The following is a 24,536-nucleotide window of genomic DNA, read 5'->3' on the forward strand; positions in this document are numbered from 1 at the left end:
CCGCCGGGAACTCTCCGTGACGCCGGCGCGTTGTCGTGGTGAGCACTGCGCGAGACAGATGCAGGCGGTGCCGGACGGCAGCGGAGGGGTGATGGTCATGGAGATCTTGCGGGCGCTGTTCACGCGCCTGGCCCTGGTGATTCCGCCCGCCTCGCGGAGCGCGGTGCTGATGATCGCGGGTGCGCTGTGTGCGGCGCGCTGCCCGATCCGGCCCGGCAGCCGTGGGCGTACCCCCGTAACGCCCGTCGGCGCGCTGCCGTGGCCGGATCGGCGTGCCGGCCTGTCAGCCGGCCATCGGCCCGGTGCCGCCGGAGAGGGCCGCCAGGTCGCTCTTGCGCACACGGATCACCAGCACGGCGGTGACCAGGGCGAGGACCGCCATCGCCGCGGCCGGGACGAAAGCGGTCGCGATGCCCTGTGCGAGCACCTCGTGCCCCCAGGGCGCGGGCAGCTGATGGGTCTGTGCGAACTGCGCCTTCTGCTCCGCCGTGCCGTTGGCCAGGAAGTCCGGAACCTGCTTCTCGGCCTCGTCCGCGTAGGCCGTCCCGAACACGGTCGTCAGGATGGACAGGCCGAGGGAACCGCCCACCTGCTGGGTGGCGTTGAGCAGTCCCGAGGCGGCACCGGCCTCGTGCTGGGCCACGCCGGAGACGGCGGTCACCGTCACCGTGACGAAGTTCAGGCCCATGCCGAAGCCGAACACCAGCATCGGGCCGAGCACCCCACCGGCGTACGAGCTGTCGGGGCTGATGAACGACTGCCAGGAGAGGCCGAGCACCACGAGCGTGGAACCGGTGATCATGAAGGGCTTCGGGCCCAGCACCGGCAGGAACCGCTGCGACAGGCCGGCGCCCACCGCGATCGCGGCCGTGACCGGCAGGAAGGCCAGCCCCGCCTTGATCGGGCTGTAGCCCAGTACGTTCTGCACGAACAGCACGATGTAGAAGAACATGCCGAACATCGCAGCGGCCAGACTCAGCATGATCACGTACGTGCCGGAGCGATTGCGGTCGGCGAACATCTTCAGCGGGGTGATCGGCTCCTTGGCCCTCGTCTCGATGAACACGAAAGCCACCAGCAGCAGCACCGCGACGCCGAACGAGCCCAGCGCCAGGCCGTCCCGCCAGCCTTCCTCGGCCGCCCGGATGAAGCCGTAGACCAGCGACGCCATGCCCACGGTCGAGGTGAGCGCGCCCGCGATGTCGAAGCGGCCCGGGTGCCGTTCCGACTCGCTGATGTACATCGGTGTCAGCACGGCGATCAGCACACCGATCGGCAGGTTGACGAAGAGGACCCACCGCCAGTCGAGCCATTCCGTCAGCATGCCGCCGGCCAGCAGACCGATGGCGCCGCCGCCCGCGGAGACCGCGGCGAAGACACCGAAGGCGCGGTTGCGTTCCGGACCTTCCGGGAAGGTCGTGGTGATCAGCGCCAGGGCCGTGGGCGAGGCGATCGCGCCGCCCACACCCTGCAGGGCTCGCGCCGCCAGCAGCTGCCAGGGTTCCTGGGCGAGTCCGCCCAGCAGCGAGGCGAAGGTGAAGAGCAGGATGCCGGTCATGAACACCCGGCGGCGGCCGAGGATGTCACCGGCGCGTGCGCCCAGGAGCAGCAGCCCGCCGAAGGTGAGCGTGTAGGCGCTGACCACCCAGGTGAGGTCGGTGGTGCTGAAGCTGAGTGCGTCTTGAATGTGCGGGAGCGCGATGTTCACAATCGTCGCGTCGAGGACCACCATGAGTTGGCAGGCCGCGATGACGGTGAGCGCGATACCGGGATGCCCCTCCCGGCGTGCCGCACCTGGTTTCTGCTTCTGGGTCAACTGAGAGGTCGTCACCATGGGTCCCCCACAAGTGCCTTAGTGAACGAAGGCGTTCACTGTCGCGTCAACGGTAGTGAGCCCCCGCTAGTGAACGCAAGCGTTCACTCGGTTCGCCTCGTCGTGCCGCCTCCCCCGTCGCCGCCAGGTGATGTGTCCCCGAACACCCGGGCCGCTCCCGGGATCCCTGCTTCTGCTCGCTGGAGAAGACTCGATGGTTACCTCGCGCTGGACGGCCGCCCCCGCTCGGTCGGCCTCCCTCCGTCGGCGCGGCGCTGTACTCGAACGCGCAATTCTCGACGCCGCCCTGGACCAGCTCAGCACGGTCGGCTGGAAGGGGCTCACCATGGAGGGCGTCGCGGCCGGCGCCCAGACCGGGAAAGCCGCCGTGTACCGGCGCTGGCCGTCCAAGGAGGACCTCGTCGCCGACGCGCTCCAGGCCGGTCTGCCCTCCTTGGAGGGTGCGCCCGATCTGGGAGACGTGCGGGCGGACCTGCTGGCCCTGTGCCGTACGGCGCGCGACGCGATGTTCTCGCGTCCCGGTCACGCCCTGCGTGCGGTCATTCACGAATGTGATCCCACCCAGGCCGAGCGCTTCCATGGTGTGATCTTCGACGGTGTCGTGGAGCCGACGATCAAGATGCTGCGGGAGGTCATCACCCGTGGGATCGAGCGGGGGCAGGTGAGGCCCGACGCGGCGAACGGTTACGTCTACGACGCCATTCCGGCACTGATGATGTACCGCTCCAAGCTGTGCACCAGCGAATGGAACGACCAGGATCTGGAGGAGATGATCGACCATCTGATGCTGCCGCTCCTGCGTCCAGCCGCCCTCTGACGGCGGCTTTCGGACCCCTAGGCGGCCGGTGGGGAAACCAGGGTGTCGCGGGGGGTTCCGGGCGTCGTAGGCTATGGGCGCCATGCCGTACGAACCACCTACTCACACCGTCGAGCGCTCCCTTCGCGCCACGACCGGAGCGAAGACCATTGCCGGTGTCGACGAGGTGGGCCGCGGCGCGTGGGCCGGCCCCGTCACCGTCTGTGCGGCGGTCACCGGTCTTCGCCGGCCCCCCGAGGGTCTCACCGACTCCAAACTGCTCACCGTCAGGCGCCGGACCGAACTCGCGGCCGAACTCCAGAAGTGGGTGACGTCCTACGCGCTGGGGCATGCGTCCCACGAGGAGATCGACGCGCTGGGGATGACGGCAGCCCTGCGGCTCGCCGCCGTACGCGCACTGGACGCCCTGCCGGTGCGTCCCGACGCGGTCATCCTGGACGGCAAGCACGACTACCTCGGTGCTCCCTGGAGGGTCCGAACGGTCATCAAGGGCGACCGGTCCTGCGTGGCCGTCGCCGCGGCATCGGTGATCGCCAAGGTGCAGCGCGACAAAATGATGGCCGAACTGGGTGTCGACCATGCACACTTCGGTTTTGCGGACAACGCCGGGTATCCGTCACCGGTGCACAAGGCCGCACTGGAGGAATGGGGACCCACTCCCTACCACCGGTTGTCGTGGGCGTATCTTGATGCGCTGCCGCAGTGGCGGCACCTCAAGAAGGCCCGCAGCTGGGCGGACGGAAGCGTTCCGGAAATCGAGGGTCAGCTCGGCTTCGATTTCTGACCGTTCCGCTCGCATGTATGTGCCACCCGCCGACGCGAGCCGCACCACCGTTTGATAGACATCAGCTCATGCCTCTCATCCCCGAGGAGCCTCAGATTCACGAGAGTGCCCAGGGTCCCCGCGTTACTCCGGCCAGCGGCCGTGTCGCGCCGACCCCTCGCCCCGTACCCGGCCCCCGCCCCGCGGCGCCGTCGCGCCCCGGTCGTCCGGGGCCGCTCCGGCCCACGCCGCCCGCTCAGCGCACCGCACGCGACGTGGCCGCCTCCAAGCCCGGTCCCTCGGGCCCCAAGCCTCCCGCCGCGTCCGGCCCGGAGCCGGCCGTGCCGCAGATCCAGCTGCTCCCGGCCTCCGCCGAGGGCGCGCTCGACGCCGCCGAGGAAGCGGTGGACCTGCTCCTGGACTCGGGCCGGGCCCCGGGTGAGGTGCTGGTGCTCACCACCGGCGAACCGCACCCCTGGGCCGCCCACGAGCTGTCCTTCGGTGAGGCCGCCTACTGGGCCCAGCACGACTCCGGCGACGACGTCTTCTACGCCGACGCCGCTGCCGTGAGCCGTGCCGCGACCCGGCCGGTGGTCGTCGTCGCGATCAACGGCGGTTCCGACACCGTGGCCGCCCAGGCGCTGCCACTGGCCCTGACCCGGGCCGGTGCCCTGCTGATCGTCTGCGGTGACCCGCAGCAGATCAACTCGGTTCTGGGCGCCGGCGTCTGAGCCGGGCCTGAGACGTCCAGGGGCGAGGCGGGCCACGGCTTCGCCGCGCCTGTGGCAGTCGTCCGGGCCGCTGCACGCAGACCGGAGGCGCGCATCAGGCGTGCCTCCGTCCGGTGTGCGGAGGAGGAGACACCCGTCCGTCAGGTCTCCTGCCCCGGCCGGAGTTCCCGTCCCGGTGGAACGGCGCGCTGCCCCCGGACCGGTCATCGGCATCCGCGGATGCCGTGGGCCTGAACCACGCCGATGCCCGGGCCCTGTGGCCCGGGCTCCGTGCGTTTCCGGCACATCGTGCCGGAGGGCGCCGTGGTCGCGTCGGGCCGAGGGTGCGGACGATCGGGTCGTCGCGGTGGCAGAAACGGCGGTCAGGGTGACCCTGCCGCCGCAATGCGTTTTCCCCGGTGAGCCGGCCCGGCCGTCAGCGGGCCGCCACGCGGCGCAGACCGCCGTAGGCCGCGCCCCCGGTACGCGGCAGCGGCGGCGGCGCCTCCGCGAAGCCGAAAGGCTCGGGCGGCGAGTCCGCGTTGGGGCGACGTCCCCCTCGGCCCTCGCCGAGAACCTGCCAGCCTTCACCGGTCAGCGTGATGTAGGCACCGCAGCGCAACCCGTGCAGCGTGCAGGCGTCCCGCAGGCCCCACATCCAGGCCCCGTCCTCCTCCGTCCAGCGAGCGTCTCCGTCCCGGCAGTAGAGCAGGACGGCGGTGCGTACCGGTGTGCGGCGCCGCAGGTCGTGCGGGATCACCCGACGCAACTGGGACAACAGCACGTTGCGGAACATCCAGCCGTCGGCCGACGCCGACCGGCGGGTGAACGAGGCGCTCGCCCGCAGCCGTTCGTCGGGATCGAGTACAGCCACGATCGCCGTCGCGGGCTCGGGACGGTGCCGGGCGTGCAGTCCGCTGACGACCTCACGCGGATTGCGCAGCAGGGGGATCCCGGCTGCGGCCCACTCCGCGGGTTCGAGCACGCGAGTGGCGGAGGTGGCGGACAGGTCGGCGGACGTCGACATCGACGCCGCGGGAGACGGAGCTATTCCGAAGGTCACGATCCTCCCTTCGGCTACGCGCCCATACTGCGGGCGGGATCGGATTCGGGGGAGCGCGCACCGCAGTGAAGCCCTACCTGATCACGGCCGAGCCGTGCGGGGAGCGGACCTCAATTCTTCCTGCCGAACTTGGATGCGGCAACGAGCAATTGGGGCCACCGCCCGTTATCTGGTGATCCGTGTCGTATATCTCTACCCGATGATTTCCCCGGTGATGCCGGGACGGCAGTGAACCAGCCGACATCTCACGACGGGGTCACGGAGTCCTGACCAGGAGTAGTCGCGCGACCTCAGCCCTGGACGGCCAGAACCAGAGGCAGCACCCCGGCCGCGCCCGCCTGCCGGAGCATGCGGGCCGCCACGGCGAGAGTCCAGCCGGTTTCTGTGAAGTCGTCCACCAGGAGCACCGGCCCCTGAGCCTCGGCGAGGGCCTGCCTGAGCGCGGGCGGTACGACGAGGGCTCCGTCGAGCGTCCTCAGGCGCTGGGCGCTGTTGCTGCGGGGGATGTGGGACACGTCGTGCGCGTACTCCAGGGCCCCCAGCACAGGCAGCCGGCCGACCTCGGCGATGCGTGCTCCCAGGGAGCCGATCAGCTGCGGGCGGGTGCGTGAGCCGACGGTGACCACGCCCACCGGCCGCGGCTGCGCGTCCGCCGCGGGGGAGGCCCACCCGCCCGGACCTCTCGCCCAGTCGGCCAGGACATCGACGACCGCGCGCGCCACGTCGTCCGGCACGGGGCCGTCCGTGGCGCGGGGCGCGAGCATGGGCCGCAGGCGGTTGCCCCAGCCGATGTCCGACAACCGCCCCAGTGCCCGCCCCGGCGCGGCCTGCTCACCGGCCGGAATCCGTCCCTTGAGGTTCACCCCGATCGCCGGAAGCCCCGTCGGCCACATCCGCCGGGGCTCCACCTCGACGCCGGCCCGCCCGAGATCGACACGTGCGGCGTCCACGGCGGCGGTGGAGGTGTCCGCGGTGAAGCGCGCTTCCGCGCAGTTGTCGCAGCGGCCGCAGGCGCGCGCGGCTTCGTCGTCGAGCTGCCGCTGCAGGAATTCCATGCGGCAGCCCGTCGTCGAGGCGTACTCCCGCATGGCCTGCTGCTCGGTCGCACGCTGCCGTGCGACCCACGCGTAGCGTTCGCCGTCGTACGTCCATGGTCGGCCGGTCGCGATCCAGCCGCCCTTGACGCGCCGGACCGCGCCGTCCACGTCGAGGACCTTGAGCATGGTCTCCAGCCGGGAGCGGCGCAGCTCGACCAGCGGCTCCAGGGCGGGCAGCGACAGGGGTCCTTCCGCGCGCGTGAGGATGTCCAGGGTGCGGCGCACCAGGTCCTCCGCGGGGAAGGCGAGCGAGGCGAAGTACTCCCAGATCGCCTCGTCCTCCTTCCCGGGCAGCAGCAGCACCTCGGCGTGTGCGACGCCGCGTCCGGCGCGGCCCACCTGCTGGTAGTAGGCGATGGGGGAGGAGGGAGAGCCGAGGTGCACGACGAACCCGAGATCGGGCTTGTCGAAGCCCATGCCGAGGGCGGAGGTGGCGACCAGGGCCTTGACCTTGTTGTTCAGCAGGTCGTCCTCGGCCTGCTGGCGGTCGGCGTTCTCCGTCTTGCCCGTGTACGAGGAGACGGTGTGGCCGCGCTGCCGCAGAAAGGCGGTGACCTCCTCGGCGGCGGCCACCGTGAGCGTGTAGATGATTCCCGAGCCCGGCAGGTCGTCCAGGTGGTCGGCGAGCCAGGCCATACGGTGTGCCGCGTCCGGGAGTCTCAGCACGGACAGGCTCAGACTCTCCCGGTCCAGCGGGCCCCGGAGCACCAGGGCGTCCGACGTCCCTCCGGTGCCGAGCTGCTCGGCCACGTCGGCCGTGACGCGGGCGTTGGCGGTGGCGGTGGTCGCCAGGACGGGGACGCCCGGCGGCAGGTCGGCGAGCATGGTCCGCAGCCGGCGGTAGTCCGGACGGAAGTCATGGCCCCAGTCGGAGATGCAGTGGGCCTCGTCGACCACGAGCAGACCGGTGGCCGCCGCGAGCTTCGGCAGCACCTGGTCGCGGAAGTCGGGATTGTTGAGCCGCTCGGGACTGACCAGCAGGACGTCGACATCGCCGGCCGCGATCTCGTCCTGGACGGTGTTCCAGTCCTCGGTGTTCGACGAATTGATCGTCCGGGCCCGGATGCCGGCCCGGGCGGCCGCCTCGACCTGGTTGCGCATGAGCGCGAGCAGGGGGGAGACGATCACGGTGGGGCCGCTGCCGCGCGAGCGCAGGAGCGAGGTGGCGACGAAGTACACCGCGGACTTGCCCCAGCCCGTGCGCTGGACGACCAGGGCTCTGCGCTTGTCGGCGACCAGCGCCTCGATGGCCCGCCACTGGTCCTCGCGCAGCCGGGCCTCGCCCGTGACGTCCCCGACGAGACGGGCGAGGACCGTGTCGGCCTCCGCGCGCAGATCCGCGTTGCTCGTGTGCTCCATGCGTCCATACAACAGGACGCCACCGACATCGCGTGTGCCTCCGGTGCCGGACGAGGCAAGCCTTGGCCTTGTGACGTGTCCCTGGTCGAAGTTATCCACAGGGGCAAGCGGAGGATCACGATCCGCGAGATCGTCTGCGCATGACGAATCACGGCGAATCGACCGGATCCTTCGGAAACGACGACATCATCGGGCGGGACGGGCACATCCACCCGGACCGCGGACATGACGAGAGCCGCCTCACGCCCGCCGGGCCCGCACACCCTCTCGCCGCGGGAGACCCCGCAGTCCACCAGGTCACCCTGCGCACTCCGGCCGAGCTGGCCGACGCCCTGCCCTACGTCCTGGGATACCGCCCCGAGGACAGCATCGTGATGGTCGCCCTGCACGACAGGGCCGGCCGCGGCAGGTTCGGCGGCCGGGCCAGGCTCGGCATCCCCGCGAGCGAGGAGGACTGGCCCTCCGCGGCCAGGCAACTGGCGCACGGCCTCGTCCGGGGCGGCGAGCGGCGCGGCGCCCGGCCCGAGCAGATCGTCGTCTACCTCTGCCACGAACCAGAGCAGGGCGAGACGGGCCGTCAGGTCATGGACAGACTGCGCCCGCTGGCCCACCGGTTGCGCGTCGAATGCGGTGCCCTGGACGTGCCGGTGATCGAGGCCCTGTGCATCTCCGGCGGCCGCTTCTGGTCGTACTGCTGCGACCAGAAGACCTGCTGCCCGCCGGAGGGCCTGCCCATGGGCCTGCCCGGCACGTCGGTGCTGGCGGCCGCCGCCACCTACGCGGGGCTCCAGGTGCGCGGCACCCTGCGTGAACTCAGGGCCCGGCTGCAGCCCTGGGAGACCCCGGCCGCACTCCGGCAGGAGGCCGCCCTGGACGCCGCGGGCATGAAGCTGGTCCCCAGGATCCTCGACGAGGCGGGCCGCGCGTCCGTCGCCCGGGAGACGCTCGACCTGGCCCGGCGGGTCATGCGCCGTCTCGCGGAGGCACCCTCCGTGCCCGGGGCGTTCGCCGCCGACCACAGGGACGACGACCTGCTCGCGCACGACGAGGCGGCTGCCCTGGTCCTGGGCCTGCAGGACCGGGCGACACGCGACCGCGCCGCCGAATGGATGGAAGGGGACGAGGCGGGCCCAGCCCTCCGGCTCTGGCGGGCCCTGGCCCGTCGCTGCGTCGGACCCTACGGAGAGCACGCCGCCGCTCCGCTGACCCTCGCCGGCTGGGTCGCCTGGTCGACCGGCGACGAACTCGAAGCACGCGAAGCCCTCGCCATGGCCCTGGGCGCCGACCCCGGCTATCTCTTCGCCCGCCTCCTCCACCAGGCGTGCAACGAGGGCCTCGACCCCGAATCGCTCCGCCGCTGCCTGCGAGCCGAGCGCGGGGACCGCGAGCACACACGGACCGGCCCGGCCGCCGGTCCGGATCCTGCCGCGTCCGGACCGGCCGACCTCGGTCACGCCGTGCCGAGTTCGACCGGCCCCGGGCTCGGTGACCTCGGGCCTGCGGGACCTGGGTCCGGCGACTCCGGGCCCGCGGACCCCGGACCTGCCGCCCCGGCCAGGTCCGGCGGCGTCGGCTCTGTGCAACCCGGTTCCGTCCACGACGTCAGCCCCACCGCCCCCGCCGCGCCGAGCGACATCGACGGGGCGCGGCAGCCCGACCCGTCCCCGGCGGCCCGGCACCCCCACCGCGCCGACCACGTCCCGGCCGCCGTCGACGGCTCACCCGCGCGGGACGCGGCCCGCGAGCCGCGCCGGACAGGTGCCACCCGTTCGCGGGCAACCCGTGATCTTCATCCGCGCGGAACCCGCGTGCCCCGTCCGCGTACACCCGCCGCGGGAGCGGGCGCGACCCGGCCGGGGCCGACCGGTCCGGACACCGCGCGAGCGGACGGAACCCGTCCCCGGCGGACCTCGGCGAAGGACGCGCTACGACGCCGGCGTTCCTGCCCTTCCACGGACCCCCGGCCCGAGACCGATCGCACGGAGGGCGACGCGTGAGCCTCGGCAGCGGCGGAGCAGCCGGCATCCGGGGGTGCCGCAGCGTCGCCTCGCGGGTGGCGCGGGCCGTCGGCGGTGCCGGTGCGCGGCTGCGCGTCCGTTCGGCTCGGCTGTGCCGTCGGGGGCGTGACCGGAGCAAGCCCGGCCCCGTTCACCTGAGTGGCGGAGCGCCCGGCCGACCAGGCTCCGCCGCCCCTCCACAGCCCTCACGGAAACCGCCGCCGACCCCGCCCGAGGCGAACCGAGCGCAGAAAAGGTGCCGCATGCACCAGCCGCTTCCACCCTCCGCCGACCAGCCGCTTCCACCCTCCGCCGACCAGCCGCCCTCGCCCCCCGGCGAGCAGCCGCCTTCATCTTCCGCAGGTCAGCCACCCTCCCCCGTGCCTTTCGCCGACGACACCCGTGCCACCGGCAGCGGTCCCCCTCGCGAGGGCCGTCCATCGCCATCGGACAGGACACCCCGTCGGACGTACGGCGCCCCGGCCGACACCGATCACCCGCTCGTCCCCACCGCCCGCCGGTCCTCGGCCCGGCCGGAGACCCGGTGGCCCGACCGGAGTCCGGCCGCACACGCCCAGCCGCGGACGCCCCACGGGGCATCCTCCCCGGCGTCGGCGTCCGGTGCGCTCCCACCGCCTCGGGGACCGGCCGAACCGCCGCCCGCGCACACGGTCATGATCTGTGTCGGCCTACCGGGCCTCGCCGTGTCCACGGAGCAAGGACAGCTCACCGGTCAGGGACTGGAGGGGATCTATCACGCGGGCCGACGTGTGCTGTCCCGCTGCCTGGTACGGGTCGCCGGACGCGAACCGATCCCCGTGCAGGCACAGATGACCGGCGCCGACCGGGTCCGGTTCGTGGGCACGCTGCGCACCTCGCCGAACGTCGGCCCCGACCCCGACGTGATGGTCGAGCGCGTCCGTCACGCCGACGGCACGGAGCGAATCACACTCCACAGCGCCGCCTCCCGCCCGCTGAGACTTCCCGTCGAAGTCGCCCTCGGCTCGGACCTCGCCCTTCTGGGCGCCGTCGTCGCCGGCGGCGCGGGCCCCGAACTGCCCGCCGGCGTCCATGGCTCCGGTCTGCGCTGGACCGGGGCCGGGAGCGGATCGTGGGTCACCGCCGAGCCGCCGCCCACCGATGTCCTGGCCTCCGCCGGACTGCTGCGCTGGGAACTGGAGATCCCTCCGGGCGGCAGTGCCGGCGTGGAGCTACGGGTCCGGCCGGACGCGGCCGGGGCCACTCGCCCGGTGGGCCGTACGGCCGCCTGCCCGCTCGCCGCGGCCCGGGCGACGGGCGACGACCCTCGCGTCACCGGGCTGCTGCGGACCAGCATCGAAGACCTCCAGGCGCTCCTCCTCCGGGACCCGGCACACCCTGCCGACATCTTTCCGGCGGCCGGGGCCCCTTGGCGCTGCGGCCTCGCACCGGCCGAGGCGCTCACCGCCGCCCGGATGGCACTGCCCCTCGGCACCCGCCTTGCCGCGGGCACCCTGCGCAGCCTCGCCCGCACCCAACTCGCTGGTCCGGGTTCGCAGTCCGGCATGATCCCAGGCCCCCGGCGGGACGCGGGAACGCATCTTCCTCCCGGTTGCACCGGCACCGAGGCGACGCTGCTGTTCCCCGTCCTCCTGGCCGAGGCCCGCCGCTGGGGCCTGCCGCAGCAGGAGACGGAGGAACTGCTGCCCGCGGCGGAACGTTGCCTGAACTGGCTGCGCAGAACCGTCGGCGACGGCATCCACCTGCCCGACCCTCAACCCGCCGGACCCGTCCGGTGCGAGACCCAGGCGCACGCCCATCGGGCCGCCCTGCTCGGAGCCGATCTCCTCGATGCCTGCGGCAGACCGGGAGGCGCCGGGCTGAGGGAGTGGGCGAGCAGCCTGCGGACCGCGTTCCGGGACGACTTCTGGCTGGAGGACAGCAATGGAGGCCGCCCCGCCGCGGCCCGTACTCCCGACGGTCGCCCCGTTCTCCATCTGGGTTCCACAGCCGCCCACCTCCTGGACACGGGCCTGCTCGGTGGAGGCAGGTCCGCCGAAGGGCTGCTCGACAAGACGCGGACCGGACAACTGGCACGACTGCTGGGCGAACCGGAGCGGGACTCGGGCTGGGGCCTGCGCACCCTGGGCGTGCAGGAGGTCGGCTACAACCCCTTCGGCCACCGCACCGGAGCCGTGCGCGTCCACGAGACGGCCGTGGCGGTCGCGGGCCTCGCCGCCGCGGACCACGAGAAGGAGGCGACCTCACTGCTGCGAGGTCTGCTGGCAGCGGCCGAAAGCTTCGGCCACCGTCTGCCGGAGATGTACGCGGCGGAGCGGCGCACCACGGCGAGCGCTCCGCTTCCCCACCCGGCGGCCTGCCGCCCCGCCGCCACCACGGCGGCCGCCGGAGTCCTGCTGCTGACCACACTCGCAGGGATCCGCCCCGACGCCCCGGCGGGGACCGTCACTCTGCGTCCCCTGCGCGGCGCGCCCCTGGGGGAGCTGGGCCTGACCGGTCTGAGGATCGCCGGCGCTCCCTTCTCCGTAAGGGTGAGCCGGCTCGGCCTCGCGATGGTGGAGGAGGCCGCCGAAGGGCTGCAGCCGGGCGGGTGACCTCGTACCGTCCCGTGCCGTGAAGACCGGCATGACCTCGCGCTATGCCGCGCCGCCCGGCCTCGACGGCCCAGGGGCCACGCACGGGGACCGGGGAGGAGCGCAGGCGGATGCGGCCGGAGAAGGGAGTGTTTATCGTCAGGAAGACGACTATGATCGCGGCATGCCCTACGACCCGTCAGCCTTTCCGCCCTTCGCCGTCACCGTGGACCTGGTCGTGCTGACCGTGCGCCGTCACGCACTGTGCGCGCTGGCGGTGCGCAGGGGAGAGTCGCCGTTCCAGGGACGCTGGGCGCTCCCCGGAGGGTTCGTGCGGGCGGACGAGGACCTGGCGCAGGCCGCCGCGCGGGAACTGGTGGAGGAGACCGGGCTGCACGCCCACGACCCCGACGTGCCGGTCCAGGACAACGGCGCCCACCTGGAACAGCTCGCCACCTACGGCGACCCCAAGCGCGACCCCCGGATGCGCGTGGTCAGTGTCGCCCACCTGGCGCTGGCGCCCGACCTTCCGGCGCCGCGCGCCGGAGGGGACGCGAGCAACGCCCGCTGGGCCCCCGTCGAGGAACTGCTGGAGCAGGGCGGCTACGGACGCGACGGAGAGCCCGTGGCACCGCTCGCCTTCGACCACGCGCAGATCCTCGCCGACGGAGTCGAACGGGCCCGCTCCAAGATCGAGTACTCGTCGCTGGCCACCGCGTTCTGCCCGCCCGAGTTCACCGTCGGCGAGCTGCGTCGCGTCTACGAGGCGGTCTGGGGCGTGGCCCTCGATCCGCGCAACTTCCACCGCAAGGTGACGGGAACGCCAGGCTTCCTCGTGCCCACGGGCGGAACCACCACCCGTCAGGGCGGACGTCCCGCCCAGCTCTTCAGAGCCGGTGGCGCCACGCTGCTCAACCCGCCGATGCTGCGCCCCGAAGTCTGAGCCCTCAGGGCGAACAAGGCGGCAAGAACCGTCATGAGACGGGGTCAACAGTCCACTCGGTGCCCGAAAAAACGGATATAGCGCGCTATCTTGCTGCGGGTGATCCAGGCCTTCGGACTGACCAGCAACTCCCGCAAGGGCCTTCCCGCCGCCGTCGACGACGTGTCCTTCGAGGCGCGCGCGGGCCGTCTCACCGCGCTGCTCGGTGCGCCCGGCGCGGGCAGGACGACGGTGCTCAGACTGATGCTCGAACTCCAACAAGGCCGCGGAATCACCTACTTCAGAGGCAGACCCCTGCACCGCATCGCCCACCCCTCGCGCGAGGTCGGCGTGCTCCTGGGGGACGTTCCCGGGCATCCGGCCCGCAGCGTCCGAGGGCACCTGCGCATGCTCTGCGCGGCGGCGGGCGTACCGGTTCGGCGAGCGGACGAAGTACTCGAAGCGGTGGGCCTCGTCAGTCTGCGCGACGAACGCCTCGGCACCCTCTCCCGTGCCATGGACCGCCGCCTGGGGCTCGGCTGCGCCCTGCTGTCCGACCCCCACACCCTCGTCCTCGACGATCCCTCCGACGGGCTCTCCGCACGCGAAATCCGTTGGCTGTACGACGTTCTGCGAGCCCACACGGAACAGGGCGGTACCGTCCTCCTCACCGCCTCCGACCCCAAGGAGGCGGCTCGGACGGCCGACCGGATCGTCACCCTCGAAAAAGGCAGGGTCGTCGCCGACCAGGACGCCGAGGACTTCGCGCGCACCCGGCTGCGCCCCCGTGTGGCCGTCCGCACCCCGCACGCCGCCCGCCTCGCCGCCCTGCTGGCCAAGGAGGCCCGCACCGCACGCCGCTCCGTCGAGATCGTCCGAGAGGACGGCAACCGCCTCCTCGTGTACGGCAGCACCTGTGCCGCCGTCGGGGAGACGGCGTTCCGCCATGACGTCCTCATTCATCAACTCGCTGACGAGACAGGGGACATGGGGGCCCGTGCGGTCCTGCTCGGCGGTGAGCGGGTCGGCACGGAGCCGGTGACCGGGGCGACGGGCGCCCCCCTGGCCGACGGGGTTGCGGCTGTCGAACCCGCCGACCCTGCCGACCCCGCCGAACCCGCCGAACCTGCCGGGTGCGAGCCGCAGCCGGACACGCCTGCCGCCTCACACGCCTCGTCGGTCACACCTGAAACAGCCGACAGAGCCGACACAGCCGACACAGCCGACACGGCCGACACAGCCGACACATCCAGCGCGGCCGACGCGCCCGGCACGGCCGACACCTTCGACACACCTGCACCGTCGTCGTCCTCGCCTTCCGGGAGCCCCGCCCCGCACCCCTCCCTCCCGCCCCCCATCTCCGTCCGTTCCGCTCCCAGCCCCCTGCGCCCGCTGCGGTACGAGCTGCGCCGGGCGGCCGGTGTCGGGACCGGGTTCGTGGTCGGTGCCTCGGCGCTGGTCGTGTCCGCGCTGACCGCCGTGTTCCTGGCCCGTGTCGGGCACACCCCGCAGTCGAGGCTGCTGGCCGCGTGGCCGCAGGAACTGCCCCTGCCGCCCGCGGCGCTCGGTGCGGGGCTGCTGGGTGCGCTCGCGTTCGGCGACGAGTTCCGCCACCCCGCCCTGGCGGCGGATCGCGGCACGGTGCCCCGTCGGCTGGGGCTGCTGGCCGCGAAACTCCTCGTCGCCACGGTCGCCGCGCTGGCGCTGGCGGTGCTGACCGTGGGGTGCGACGCCGAGATGCTCTATCTCGTCTACGGACAGGAGCTCTCGAAGGTCCCCGCGGACTGGCTGCCGCTCGGCGCGAGTTGGCTCGGCCTCGTGGTGGGCTGCGCCTGGGCCGGTGTGCTGGCGGCGGGGATCTTCCGCTCGACGACGGCGGGTCTGGCGGCGGTGGTGGCGGTGCCGGTGGTGGTCGTGCCCCTCGTACAAGAGGTCCTGGAGGGACCGTCCGTGCGAACCGCCGCCGGATTCCCGATGCGGCTGCGCGAACTGCTTCTGTCGCAGTGGCCTTTCGGCGGAGAGCGCTATCTGGACGGGCTGGCACGGGTGGTCGTCCAACCCGTGGGCGGCGCGCTGACGTTGTCGCTCACCGCGTTGTTCTGCACATATCTGCTCACGAGCCTACGGCGCGGGGCCCGATGAGGGGTGTTGAGCCCGTTCCGGACGCAGGCTGCGCACAACTTCCCGAAGAACGCCCATTTCTTTCCGATAAGGCGTCAATTGCGACGGGGTGAGCGATCACCCTTTCGTGTGCTTTTCACCAAAGACCTCAAGGGAGTTGGGGACAGCGCCGACAAAGGATCCGTGAGTACCCTTGCGCACACCATGATGACCTCCGCCCGCACCTCCGATGCCGGTCTCGCCGGTCCGGGCGCTCTCGACCGCTACCCCTTCGCGGAGGCTCCCGTCGCCGACCGCGTCGGATCCCCCGCCTGGGAGGGGGCCGACCCCGAGCTGGGCCGCGTGGGCCGGCGTGCCGCGGGCAGCCGCGGACGCGGGCTCCACGGCCAACTCGTCCAGCAGCTCGGCCAGATGATCGTCTCGGGCGACCTGGGAGCCGACCGCCCGCTGGTTCCCGAGGAGATCGGCCAGCGTTTCGAGGTGTCCCGCACCGTCGTCCGTGAGTCGCTGCGGGTCTTGGAGGCCAAGGGCCTGGTCAGCGCCCGGCCGAACGTGGGCACGCGCGTGCGTCCCGTCAGCGACTGGAACCTGCTCGACCCGGACATCATCGAATGGCGTGCCTTCGGGCCGCAGCGCGACGACCAGCGCCGCGAGCTGAGCGAACTGCGCTGGACGATCGAGCCGCTCGCCGCGCGTCTGGCCGCCGGACACGGCCGTGAGGAGGTCCAGCAGCGGCTGACCGACATGGTCGAGATCATGGGCCACGCGATGGCGCAGGGTGACGCGCTGACCTTCTCGCGCGCCGACGCCGAGTTCCACTCGCTGCTGATCCAGGTCGCCGGCAACCGCATGCTCGAACACCTCTCGGGCATCGTCTCGGCCGCCCTCCAGGTGTCCGGCGGTCCGGTCACGGGCTGTGACCGGCCGAACGAGTCGTCGCTGGCGCACCACGGCAGGATCGCCGACGCCCTCGCGGCAGGCGACGGCGCGGCGGCCGAGGCCGCGATGCGCCAGCTGCTCACCGTCCACCCGGAGGTGGAGCGCGTCGTGCCCGCACCGCGCGAGCACTGATCGCGTCCACGGGCGGTCGCGGCCGGAGATGCCTCCCCCCTCCTGTGGCATCGCCGGACGGCGTACCGCTCCCCGTCGGACCCCGCAGGACCCTGGTTCCTGCGGGGTCCGACGGCGCGAGGCCGCGGCCCGCTCGCCCCGTGAGCCCGGATCGCACATCCGACTAGACTTTTTGTCCGTAGTTGATCGCTTTTGAGCGCTTACGGGGTGTGACTCGGGCCACGCAGATTGGGCGTAACACTCGGGGAAACAACGCGATGACCTAAGAGGTGACAGCCGCGGAGGGAATACGGACGCCATGAAAGGCGCTGTGCATCTCCCCGGCCCCCGCCCGCACCGTCGGCCCATCCCCAAGCCGGTGGTCGGCCCCTGTCCGTCGTGGACGGGGCCGGAAGCCGTTTTCCAACGTTCCGAGAGGTTGTTCGTGTCGGCCAGCACATCCCGTACGCTCCCGCCGGAGATCGCCGAGTCCGTCTCTGTCATGGCGCTCATTGAGCGGGGAAAGGCTGAGGGGCAGATCGCCGGCGATGACGTGCGTCGGGCCTTCGAAGCTGACCAGATTCCGGCCACTCAGTGGAAGAACGTACTGCGCAGCCTCAACCAGATCCTCGAGGAAGAGGGTGTGACGCTGATGGTCAGTGCTGCAGAGCCCAAGCGCACCCGAAAGAGCGTCGCAGCGAAGAGTCCGGCCAAGCGCACCACCACCAAGACGGTCGCGGCCAAGACGGTGACCACGAGGAAGGCCACCGCCACATCCGCTGCCGCCCCCGCGCCTGCCGCAGACTCTGACGTCGACCCCGCCGAGGAAGCCTCCCCCGCCAGGAAGGCCGCAGCGAAGAAGACGACCGCCAAGAAGGCGGCCGCCAAGAAGACCGTCGCCAAGAAGACTGCGGCGAAGAAGACCACGGCCAAGAAGGACGACGCCGAGCTGGTCGAGGAGGACGTCCTCGAGGACGCCAAGCCGGGCGACGAGCCGGAGGGCACCGAGAGCGCAGGCTTCGTGCTCTCCGACGAGGACGAGGACGACGCGCCCGCGCAGCAGGTCGCCGCGGCCGGTGCCACCGCCGACCCGGTCAAGGACTACCTCAAGCAGATCGGCAAGGTCCCCCTGCTCAACGCCGAGCAGGAGGTCGAGCTCGCCAAGCGCATCGAGGCCGGTCTGTTCGCCGAGGACAAGCTGTCCAACGCCGACAAGCTCGCCCCGAAGCTCAAGCGCGAGCTGGAGATCATCGCCGAGGACGGCCGCCGCGCCAAGAACCACCTGCTGGAGGCCAACCTCCGTCTGGTGGTCTCCCTGGCCAAGCGCTACACCGGCCGCGGCATGCTCTTCCTGGACCTCATCCAGGAGGGCAACCTCGGTCTGATCCGCGCGGTCGAGAAGTTCGACTACACCAAGGGCTACAAGTTCTCCACGTACGCCACCTGGTGGATCCGTCAGGCGATCACCCGCGCGATGGCCGACCAGGCCCGCACCATCCGTATCCCGGTGCACATGGTCGAGGTCATCAACAAGCTCGCGCGCGTGCAGCGCCAGATGCTCCAGGACCTGGGCCGTGAGCCCACCCCGGAGGAGCTCGCCAAGGAACTCGACATGACCCCGGAGAAGGTCATCGAGGTCCAGAAGTACGGCCGTGAGCCGATCTCGCTGCACACCCCGCTCGGTGAGGACGGCGACAGCGAGTTCGGTGACCTCATCGAGGACTCCGAGGCCGTCGTCCCGGCCGACGCGGTCAGCTTCACGCTCCTCCAGGAGCAGCTGCACTCCGTGCTCGACACCCTGTCCGAGCGTGAGGCGGGCGTGGTGTCCATGCGCTTCGGTCTCACCGACGGTCAGCCGAAGACGCTCGACGAGATCGGCAAGGTCTACGGCGTCACGCGTGAGCGCATCCGCCAGATCGAGTCCAAGACGATGTCGAAGCTGCGCCACCCGTCGCGTTCGCAGGTGCTGCGGGACTACCTGGACTAGGCCGGCCGGGTCGACCGCGACCAGGCCGCCGTACGGGCAGGCGTACGACAACGAGGGCCCGGCTCCCCGTCAGGGGGCCGGGCCCTCGTCGCTGCGCGCGGGTGCGGGGCGCTTCGCCCTGAAACACTCTGGGTGTCTCATGACGAACTCAGAGTGAGGAGCGCGTATGCGTCGTCTTGTCCGGAGCCTGGTCCGGCCGCTGGTCCTGGCGGCCGCGGCAGCCGCGATACCGCTGGCGTCCGCCGCCCCCGCAGCCGCCGACAGCGTGGTCGTGGGCGGTTTCCCGGTCGACATCTCGCAGGGTCCCTGGACGGTCGCCCTGTCCAGCCGTGACCGGTTCGGGGGTACACGCGCGGGACAGTTCTGCGGTGGTGTGGCGGTGGGCCGGAGCACGGTCCTCACCGCCGCCCACTGCCTGAGCGAGGAGGTCCTGGGCGCCCCGCCGGGCCGGGTGCGCGACCTGAAAGTGATCGTGGGCCGCACCGATCTGCGGTCGCGGCAGGGGCAGGAGATCCGGGTGAGCGACGTCTGGGTGAATCCGGCCTACGGCAGCGACGGCAATGCCGGGGACTTCGCCGTGCTCTCCCTCGCCGAGCCGGTGGCGGCCGACGCGGTCGTCCCGGTGGCCGCGGACGGCGATCCGGCGTACGCGCCGGGGACCGCTGCCACGGTCTACGGGTGGGGCGACGCCACGGGAGCCGGCGACTACGCCTACGTCCTGCGCGCGGCACGCGTGAGGGTGCTGCCCGACGAGATGTGCGCCCGTGCCTACCCGGGCAGCGCGGAGGGCACCTACCGCGCCGACAGCATGCTGTGCGCAGGGGAGGCGGAAGGCGGCCCGGACGCCTGCCAGGGGGACAGCGGAGGTCCGCTGGTCGCCGAGGGACGTCTGGTCGGGCTGGTGTCCTGGGGCAGCGGCTGCGGCGAGCCGGGCAGTCCCGGGGTGTACACGCGAGTGTCGGAGATTCTCCGCACACTCGGCTGGAGCGGTGCTCAGAGCGCCACAGGGGCCCGGTAGAGCGCCTGCGGAAGGTCCGGTCGTCCCAAAAGTCCACGAGTGCGGGCGGCGGCCCCCAGAAGCAGGGGCCGCCGCCCGGTCACCGGCCTGGCCGGTGTGGCTCGTCGTTGACGCGGAAGGTCAGCGCTCTTCGTCCGAGGTGGATCCGGGAACGGTCGTGAGCCGCTCCGTCTCGTCCTGTATCTCAGCGGCGATCTTCTTGAGTTCCGGCTCGAACTTGCGACCGTGGTGGGCGCAGAAGAGCAGTTCTCCGCCGCTCAGCAGCACGACGCGCAGGTAAGCCTGGGCGCCGCAGCGGTCGCAGCGATCAGCGGCCGTCAGCGGGCTCGCGGGGGTCAGAACAGTAGTCACGTCGCCTCTTCTCTAGCTCGACGAGCTGTCGTACCAGGGTCAACATCCAACCAGCCCGAAATCGTTCCCGCTCGAGGCTTTCTTTCGAAAAATCTTTCCGAGTGGCTGTCTGCTGCCGGTTGGCGGCGAATGTGCCGTATCACGTGTCTGTGTGTCGTACGGGTTCGCGCTGTCTGTCGGTGTCAGGTCCTCCCGGCGGGGTTGCCGGTTGTTCATGAGGACGTGCCCGGAGCCTAAATGGTTCATGCCTCGAAGGGAACGTGATATGTACTTCACCCCATCGAGGGATCGAACACCTATACGATCCTGGACTAGTCTGTCTTCTGGGTGAGGGTGGCGTTACAACGGCTCTACCAGGCATCGGTACCCTCTGAGCGGCAACCGAAGCCGCGCCCTTACCCAGAAGGGCCCCACCTGAAATTCAGCGAGGAGCGAACCGCGTGACCGCCGATACGTCCGTGCCGTCCACAGCGCTGCTGGCAGGAGCAGACCGGGACGGTTCCAACTACACCGCGCGGCACCTGCTCGTCCTCGAGGGCCTCGAGGCCGTACGCAAGCGCCCGGGTATGTACATCGGATCCACCGACAGTCGCGGTCTGATGCACTGTCTGTGGGAGATCATCGACAACTCCGTGGACGAGGCCCTCGGAGGGTACTGCGACCACATCGAGGTGATCCTGCACGACGACGGTTCGGTGGAGGTGCGCGACAACGGCCGCGGCATCCCCGTCGACGTCGAGCCCAAGACCGGTCTGTCCGGGGTCGAGGTCGTCATGACCAAGCTCCACGCCGGCGGCAAGTTCGGCGGCGGCTCCTACGCCGCCTCCGGCGGTCTGCACGGCGTGGGCGCCTCTGTGGTCAACGCCCTGTCCGCGCGGCTGGACGTCGAGGTCGACCGCGGCGGCAGCACCCACGCCATCAGCTTCCGGCGCGGCGTCCCCGGCGCCTTCGCCGCGAGCGGCCCGGACGCGAAGTTCGAGGCCAAGGGCGGACTGCGCAAGTCCAGGCGGTTGCCCAAGACGCGCACCGGCACGCGCGTGCGCTACTGGGCCGACCGCCAGATCTTCCTCAAGGACGCCAAGCTCTCCCTCGACCACCTCCACCAGCGCGCCCGCCAGACCGCGTTCCTGGTGCCCGGCCTGACCATCGTCGTCCGCGACGAGTACGGCCTCGGCGAGGGTGGCAGCAAGGGCGAGGAGTCCTTCCGCTACGACGGCGGCATCAGCGAGTTCTGCGAGTACCTGGCCTCCGACAAGGCCATCTGCGACATCCTCCGCTTCACCGGACAGGGCACCTTCAAGGAGACCGTCCCCGTCCTCGACGAGCACGGGCAGATGACGCCGACCGAGGTCACGCGCGAGCTCGGCGTCGACGTCGCACTGCGCTGGGGGACGGGCTACGAGACGACCGCCAAGTCGTTCGTCAACATCATCGCCACGCCCAAGGGCGGCACCCATGTCGCCGGCTTCGAGCAGGCGGTCGCCAAGACCATCAACGAGGTGCTGCGTGCCAAGAAGCTGCTGCGCGTCGCCGAGGACGACGTCGTCAAGGACGACGCCCTGGAGGGTCTGACCGCCGTCGTCACGGTCCGTCTCGCCGAGCCGCAGTTCGAGGGGCAGACCAAGGAGGTGCTCGGCACCTCGGCGGCCCGCCGCATCGTGAACAACGTGGTCTCCAAGGAACTCAAGGCGTTCCTGACGGCCACCAAGCGTGATGCCGCGCAGCAGTCCCGGGTGGTGCTGGAGAAGGTCGTCGCCGCGGCCCGCACCCGTATCGCGGCCCGCCAGCACAAGGACGCCCAGCGCCGCAAGACGGCCCTGGAGTCCTCGTCGCTGCCCGCGAAGCTCGCCGACTGCCGCAGCGACGACGTCGACCGCAGCGAGCTCTTCATCGTCGAGGGGGACTCCGCGCTCGGCACGGCCAAGCTGGCCCGCAACTCCGAGTTCCAGGCGCTGCTGCCGATCCGCGGCAAGATCCTCAACGTCCAGAAGTCGTCCGTCACCGACATGCTGAAGAACGCCGAGTGCGGCGCGATCATCCAGGTCATAGGGGCGGGCTCGGGGCGCACCTTCGACATCGACGCGGCCCGCTACGGCAAGATCATCATGATGACCGACGCCGATGTGGACGGCTCGCACATCCGCTGCCTGCTCCTGACGCTCTTCCAGCGCTACATGCGGCCCATGGTCGAGGCCGGCCGGGTCTTCGCCGCGGTCCCGCCGCTGCACCGGATCGAGCTGAGCCAGCCCAAGAGGGGTCAGGACAAGTACGTGTACACGTACTCGGACCGTGAACTGCGCGACAAGCTCATGGAGTTCCAGAGCAAGGGCGTCCGGTACAAGGACTCGATCCAGCGCTACAAGGGCCTCGGCGAGATGGACGCCGACCAGCTGGCCGAGACCACCATGGACCCGCGCCACCGCACCCTGCGCCGGATCAACCTGTCCGACCTGGAGGCGGCCGAGCAGGTCTTCGACCTCCTCATGGGCAACGACGTGGCGCCGCGCAAGGAGTTCATCTCCAGCTCCGCGGCGACGCTCGACCGGTCGCGCATCGACGCCTGATCACCGCCCGCGCGGGGGCGGGTCACCTGAAGGGGTGAACAGCCCGAGGAAGAAGAGCCAGGGATCTTCCCGGTCTGTCCATCCTTGGGCATGCATTCAACCCATGACCGTCCCCGCTCGGGCGGGGACGGTCCCGCGAGACCGGCGGACCGCCACCGGGCCACCGAACACCAGCTCCCCGACCCCTCCGGCCCGGTGGCCTACGACGATCCCTGGTACGACGCGCTGGCCGCGGGCTGGGGCGAGTCGGAGGAGGCCGCGGGGGCCGTGCCCCCCGCGCGCGTGGAGCACCGCGACGAGGCCCTCGCCACCGCCGACGTGTATCTCGCGGTCCAGCGCAGCGCCGCCTTCCAGGAGGTGCGCGGCCGGTACCGCGGGTTCGTCGTGCCGGCCGTCGCCGCCTTCCTCGTCTGGTACCTCGGGTACGTCGTGGCGGCCACGACCGTGCCCGGGCTGATGGGCCGTCCGGTCGTGGGCGCGGTCAACGTGGCCATGCTCGCCGGACTCGGGCAGTTCCTCACGACCTTCGCCCTCACCTGGGCCTACGCCCGCCATGCCCGGCTCCGCCGGGACCGGGCCGCGCTCGAACTGCGCTGGGACACCCAGGAGCTGGCGCGCGGTGCGCGGGGCGGTGCTCCGTGACGCTCGATCACCAGACCCTGTCCCTGCTGCTGTTCAGCGCGTTCGTCGCCGTCACCCTGGCGATCACGACATGGGTGAGCCGCAGACGGCACGGCTCCGCCGAGGAGTTCTACGCCGGCGGGCGGCTGTTCTCTCCCATAGAAAATGGTTTCGCCATCGCGGGCGACTACATGTCGGCCGCGTCCTTCCTCGGCATCTCCGGGCTGATCGCCCTGTTCGGCTACGACGGCCTGCTGTACTCGGTGGGCTTCCTGGTCGCCTGGCTCGTGGTCCTGCTGCTGGTCGCCGAACTGGTGCGCAACTGCGGGCGGTTCACGCTGGCCGACGTCGTCGCGGCGCGGATGCGTGAACGGCCGGTCCGGATCGCTGCGGGAACTTCCTCGGTCGCCGTGTCCGTTCTCTATCTGGTGGCGCAGATGGTGGGTGCGGGCAGCCTGGTCGCGCTGCTGCTGGGCGGCACGAGCGAGGCGGCGCAGTCCTGGACCGTCATCGGGGTCGGCGCGCTCATGGTGATCTATGTGTCGTTGGGAGGGATGCGCGCCACCACCTGGATCCAGATCGTCAAGGCGGTCCTGCTGATGGGCGGGGCGATTGCGCTGACCGTGCTCGTCCTGGTCCGGTTCCACGGGGACTTCGACCACCTGCTGCGCACCGCGGCCGAACGCAGCGGGCACGGCGACAAGTTCCTCGCACCCGGGCTGAGGTACGGCGGGGACTGGACCGCCCGGTTCGACTTCATCAGTCTGGGCCTGGCCCTCGTGCTGGGCACGGCCGGGCTGCCCCACATCCTGTCGCGCTTCTACACCGTGCCCACCGCGCGGGCCGCGCGGCGGTCCGTGGTCTGGTCGATCGGGCTCATCGGCGGCTTCTACCTGATGACGATCGTGCTGGGCTTCGGCGCGGCCGCGATCGTGGGACCAGACGCCGTACGCGGCTCGAACGCCTCCGGCAACACGGCCGTCCCGCTGCTTGCGCTCGACCTGGGCGGCGGAGCGGACTCCACCGGGGGGACGGTCCTGTTCGCGGTCGTCGCCGCCATCGCCTTCGCCACCATCCTCGCCGTGGTCGCCGGCATCACGCTGGCCTCCTCCGCGTCCGTCGCCCACGACCTGTACGCGTCCCTGCGGCGCAGGAACTCCAAGCCGCGCAGCGAGGTGGCCGTGGCGCGGATCGCCGCGGTCGGCGTCGGCGTGGTCGCGATCGCGCTGGGGCTGCTGGCCCGGGACCTGAACGTCGCTTTCCTCGTGGGTCTGGCCTTCGCCGTCGCGGCGTCCGCGAATCTTCCGGTGCTGCTCTACTCGCTCTTCTGGCGCGGGTTCACCACACGCGGCGCGGTGTGGGCGGTCTACGGCGGGCTGGTCCCGGCCGTGCTGCTGGTCGTGCTGTCACCCGTGGTGTCGGGCAGCCCCGACTCGCTGTTCCCGGGCGTGGACTTCCAGGTCTTCCCGTTGCAGAACCCTGGTCTGCTGTCCATCCCGATGGGTTTCCTCGCGGGCTGGCTCGGCACGGTCACCTCCACCGAGGAGCCCGACGAGGCCAAGCACGCCGAGACCGAAGTACGGTCGCTGACGGGGGCCGGAGCGGTGTAGCGGGGCGGCGCACCCGACGCGGCGTCCGCGGACCCGCCGGGGCCACCCGGTCCAGGCACGTGTACGGGCCACCCGGTCC

General features: G+C 71.5%; 17 protein-coding genes. 13 read left to right on the plus strand and 4 right to left on the minus strand.

All coding sequences use genetic code 11. The annotated features are described in order from the left end of the window. Nucleotides 1-283 precede the first annotated feature (283 nt). Entirely contained in the window at nucleotides 284-1,831 is a 1,548-nt protein-coding gene (locus tag ACIQGV_RS00320; RefSeq protein WP_402489439.1) for an MFS transporter, read from the minus strand. Nucleotides 1,832-2,027: 196 nt separating this feature from the next. On the opposite strand from ACIQGV_RS00320, the gene ACIQGV_RS00325 reads away from it, so the two are divergent. The 3 genes from ACIQGV_RS00325 (at nucleotide 2,028) to ACIQGV_RS00335 (ending at nucleotide 4,145) form a co-directional block, all read left to right on the plus strand. Then, nucleotides 2,028-2,651, plus strand: a complete 624-nt coding sequence (locus tag ACIQGV_RS00325; RefSeq protein ID WP_402488283.1) for a TetR/AcrR family transcriptional regulator — start codon at nucleotides 2,028-2,030, stop codon at nucleotides 2,649-2,651. A gap of 82 nt (nucleotides 2,652-2,733) precedes the next feature. After that, the gene (locus ACIQGV_RS00330) at nucleotides 2,734-3,435 is read left to right on the plus strand and encodes a ribonuclease HII (protein WP_402488286.1); all 702 of its coding nucleotides are present in this window, start codon (nucleotides 2,734-2,736) and stop codon (nucleotides 3,433-3,435) included. Nucleotides 3,436-3,503: 68 nt separating this feature from the next. Beyond that, on the plus strand, nucleotides 3,504-4,145 hold the full coding sequence (locus ACIQGV_RS00335) for a hypothetical protein (protein WP_402488289.1): 642 nt from the start codon (nucleotides 3,504-3,506) through the stop codon (nucleotides 4,143-4,145). A gap of 415 nt (nucleotides 4,146-4,560) precedes the next feature. On the opposite strand, the gene ACIQGV_RS00340 is transcribed toward ACIQGV_RS00335, so the two are convergent. Together ACIQGV_RS00340 and ACIQGV_RS00345 are read right to left on the minus strand one after the other, a co-directional pair. Then, nucleotides 4,561-5,187: a hypothetical protein gene (locus ACIQGV_RS00340; RefSeq protein ID WP_402488292.1), complete on the minus strand. Its 627-nt coding sequence runs from the start codon at nucleotides 5,185-5,187 to the stop codon at nucleotides 4,561-4,563. 290 nt (nucleotides 5,188-5,477) lie between these two features. Continuing rightward, on the minus strand, nucleotides 5,478-7,643 hold the full coding sequence (locus ACIQGV_RS00345; protein ID WP_402488295.1) for a RecQ family ATP-dependent DNA helicase: 2,166 nt from the start codon (nucleotides 7,641-7,643) through the stop codon (nucleotides 5,478-5,480). A 140-nt stretch (nucleotides 7,644-7,783) separates the two neighbouring features. Between ACIQGV_RS00345 and ACIQGV_RS00350 the strand changes: the two genes are divergently transcribed. The 7 genes from ACIQGV_RS00350 (at nucleotide 7,784) to ACIQGV_RS00380 (ending at nucleotide 19,311) form a co-directional block, all read left to right on the plus strand. Then, entirely contained in the window at nucleotides 7,784-9,640 is a 1,857-nt protein-coding gene (locus tag ACIQGV_RS00350; RefSeq protein ID WP_402488298.1) for a DUF4192 family protein, read from the plus strand. A 674-nt stretch (nucleotides 9,641-10,314) separates the two neighbouring features. Next, the gene (locus tag ACIQGV_RS00355) at nucleotides 10,315-12,234 is read left to right on the plus strand and encodes a glycogen debranching N-terminal domain-containing protein (protein WP_402488300.1); all 1,920 of its coding nucleotides are present in this window, start codon (nucleotides 10,315-10,317) and stop codon (nucleotides 12,232-12,234) included. A 163-nt stretch (nucleotides 12,235-12,397) separates the two neighbouring features. Further along, a complete protein-coding gene (locus tag ACIQGV_RS00360; protein ID WP_402488303.1) occupies nucleotides 12,398-13,156 on the plus strand; it encodes an NUDIX domain-containing protein in 759 nt (252 codons plus the stop codon). A gap of 99 nt (nucleotides 13,157-13,255) precedes the next feature. After that, nucleotides 13,256-15,277, plus strand: a complete 2,022-nt coding sequence (locus tag ACIQGV_RS00365) for an ATP-binding cassette domain-containing protein (protein WP_402488306.1) — start codon at nucleotides 13,256-13,258, stop codon at nucleotides 15,275-15,277. A gap of 162 nt (nucleotides 15,278-15,439) precedes the next feature. Next, complete coding sequence (locus tag ACIQGV_RS00370; RefSeq protein WP_402488308.1) at nucleotides 15,440-16,327, plus strand: FadR/GntR family transcriptional regulator; 888 nt, start codon at nucleotides 15,440-15,442, stop codon at nucleotides 16,325-16,327. A 424-nt stretch (nucleotides 16,328-16,751) separates the two neighbouring features. Continuing rightward, nucleotides 16,752-18,293 (plus strand): RNA polymerase sigma factor, encoded by a 1,542-nt coding sequence (locus ACIQGV_RS00375; RefSeq protein ID WP_402488311.1) that lies wholly within the window; start codon nucleotides 16,752-16,754, stop codon nucleotides 18,291-18,293. Nucleotides 18,294-18,459: 166 nt separating this feature from the next. Then, nucleotides 18,460-19,311 (plus strand): S1 family serine peptidase, encoded by an 852-nt coding sequence (locus ACIQGV_RS00380; protein ID WP_402488314.1) that lies wholly within the window; start codon nucleotides 18,460-18,462, stop codon nucleotides 19,309-19,311. A 120-nt stretch (nucleotides 19,312-19,431) separates the two neighbouring features. On the opposite strand, the gene ACIQGV_RS00385 is transcribed toward ACIQGV_RS00380, so the two are convergent. Beyond that, nucleotides 19,432-19,662: a hypothetical protein gene (locus tag ACIQGV_RS00385; RefSeq protein ID WP_402488316.1), complete on the minus strand. Its 231-nt coding sequence runs from the start codon at nucleotides 19,660-19,662 to the stop codon at nucleotides 19,432-19,434. A gap of 440 nt (nucleotides 19,663-20,102) precedes the next feature. Here ACIQGV_RS00385 and ACIQGV_RS00390 point away from each other — a divergent pair, with 440 nt between their 5' ends. From ACIQGV_RS00390 to ACIQGV_RS00400, 3 genes are all read left to right on the plus strand, one after another. Next, nucleotides 20,103-22,226 (plus strand): type IIA DNA topoisomerase subunit B, encoded by a 2,124-nt coding sequence (locus tag ACIQGV_RS00390; RefSeq protein ID WP_402488319.1) that lies wholly within the window; start codon nucleotides 20,103-20,105, stop codon nucleotides 22,224-22,226. Between the two features lie 90 nt (nucleotides 22,227-22,316). Then, a complete protein-coding gene (locus tag ACIQGV_RS00395) occupies nucleotides 22,317-22,868 on the plus strand; it encodes a DUF485 domain-containing protein (RefSeq protein WP_402488322.1) in 552 nt (183 codons plus the stop codon). Next, a complete protein-coding gene (locus tag ACIQGV_RS00400; RefSeq protein WP_402488324.1) occupies nucleotides 22,865-24,457 on the plus strand; it encodes a cation acetate symporter in 1,593 nt (530 codons plus the stop codon). Before ACIQGV_RS00395 ends, ACIQGV_RS00400 begins: the two co-directional genes overlap by 4 nt. Nucleotides 24,458-24,536 lie beyond the last annotated feature (79 nt).

This window comes from Streptomyces sp. NPDC093094 (genome assembly GCF_044754345.1).
Classification (GTDB): Bacteria; Actinomycetota; Actinomycetes; order Streptomycetales; family Streptomycetaceae; genus Streptomyces.

Coding starts and splice junctions, on each gene's coding strand:
- ACIQGV_RS00325 (WP_402488283.1), top strand. CDS start 2,028: ATGGTTACCTCGCGCTGGACGGCCGCCCCCGCTCGGTCGGCCTCCCTC.
- ACIQGV_RS00330 (WP_402488286.1), top strand. CDS start 2,734: ATGCCGTACGAACCACCTACTCACACCGTCGAGCGCTCCCTTCGCGCC.
- ACIQGV_RS00335 (WP_402488289.1), top strand. CDS start 3,504: ATGCCTCTCATCCCCGAGGAGCCTCAGATTCACGAGAGTGCCCAGGGT.
- ACIQGV_RS00345 (WP_402488295.1), bottom strand. CDS start 7,643: ATGGAGCACACGAGCAACGCGGATCTGCGCGCGGAGGCCGACACGGTC.
- ACIQGV_RS00350 (WP_402488298.1), top strand. CDS start 7,784: ATGACGAATCACGGCGAATCGACCGGATCCTTCGGAAACGACGACATC.
- ACIQGV_RS00355 (WP_402488300.1), top strand. CDS start 10,315: ATGATCTGTGTCGGCCTACCGGGCCTCGCCGTGTCCACGGAGCAAGGA.
- ACIQGV_RS00360 (WP_402488303.1), top strand. CDS start 12,398: ATGCCCTACGACCCGTCAGCCTTTCCGCCCTTCGCCGTCACCGTGGAC.
- ACIQGV_RS00380 (WP_402488314.1), top strand. CDS start 18,460: ATGCGTCGTCTTGTCCGGAGCCTGGTCCGGCCGCTGGTCCTGGCGGCC.
- ACIQGV_RS00395 (WP_402488322.1), top strand. CDS start 22,317: ATGCATTCAACCCATGACCGTCCCCGCTCGGGCGGGGACGGTCCCGCG.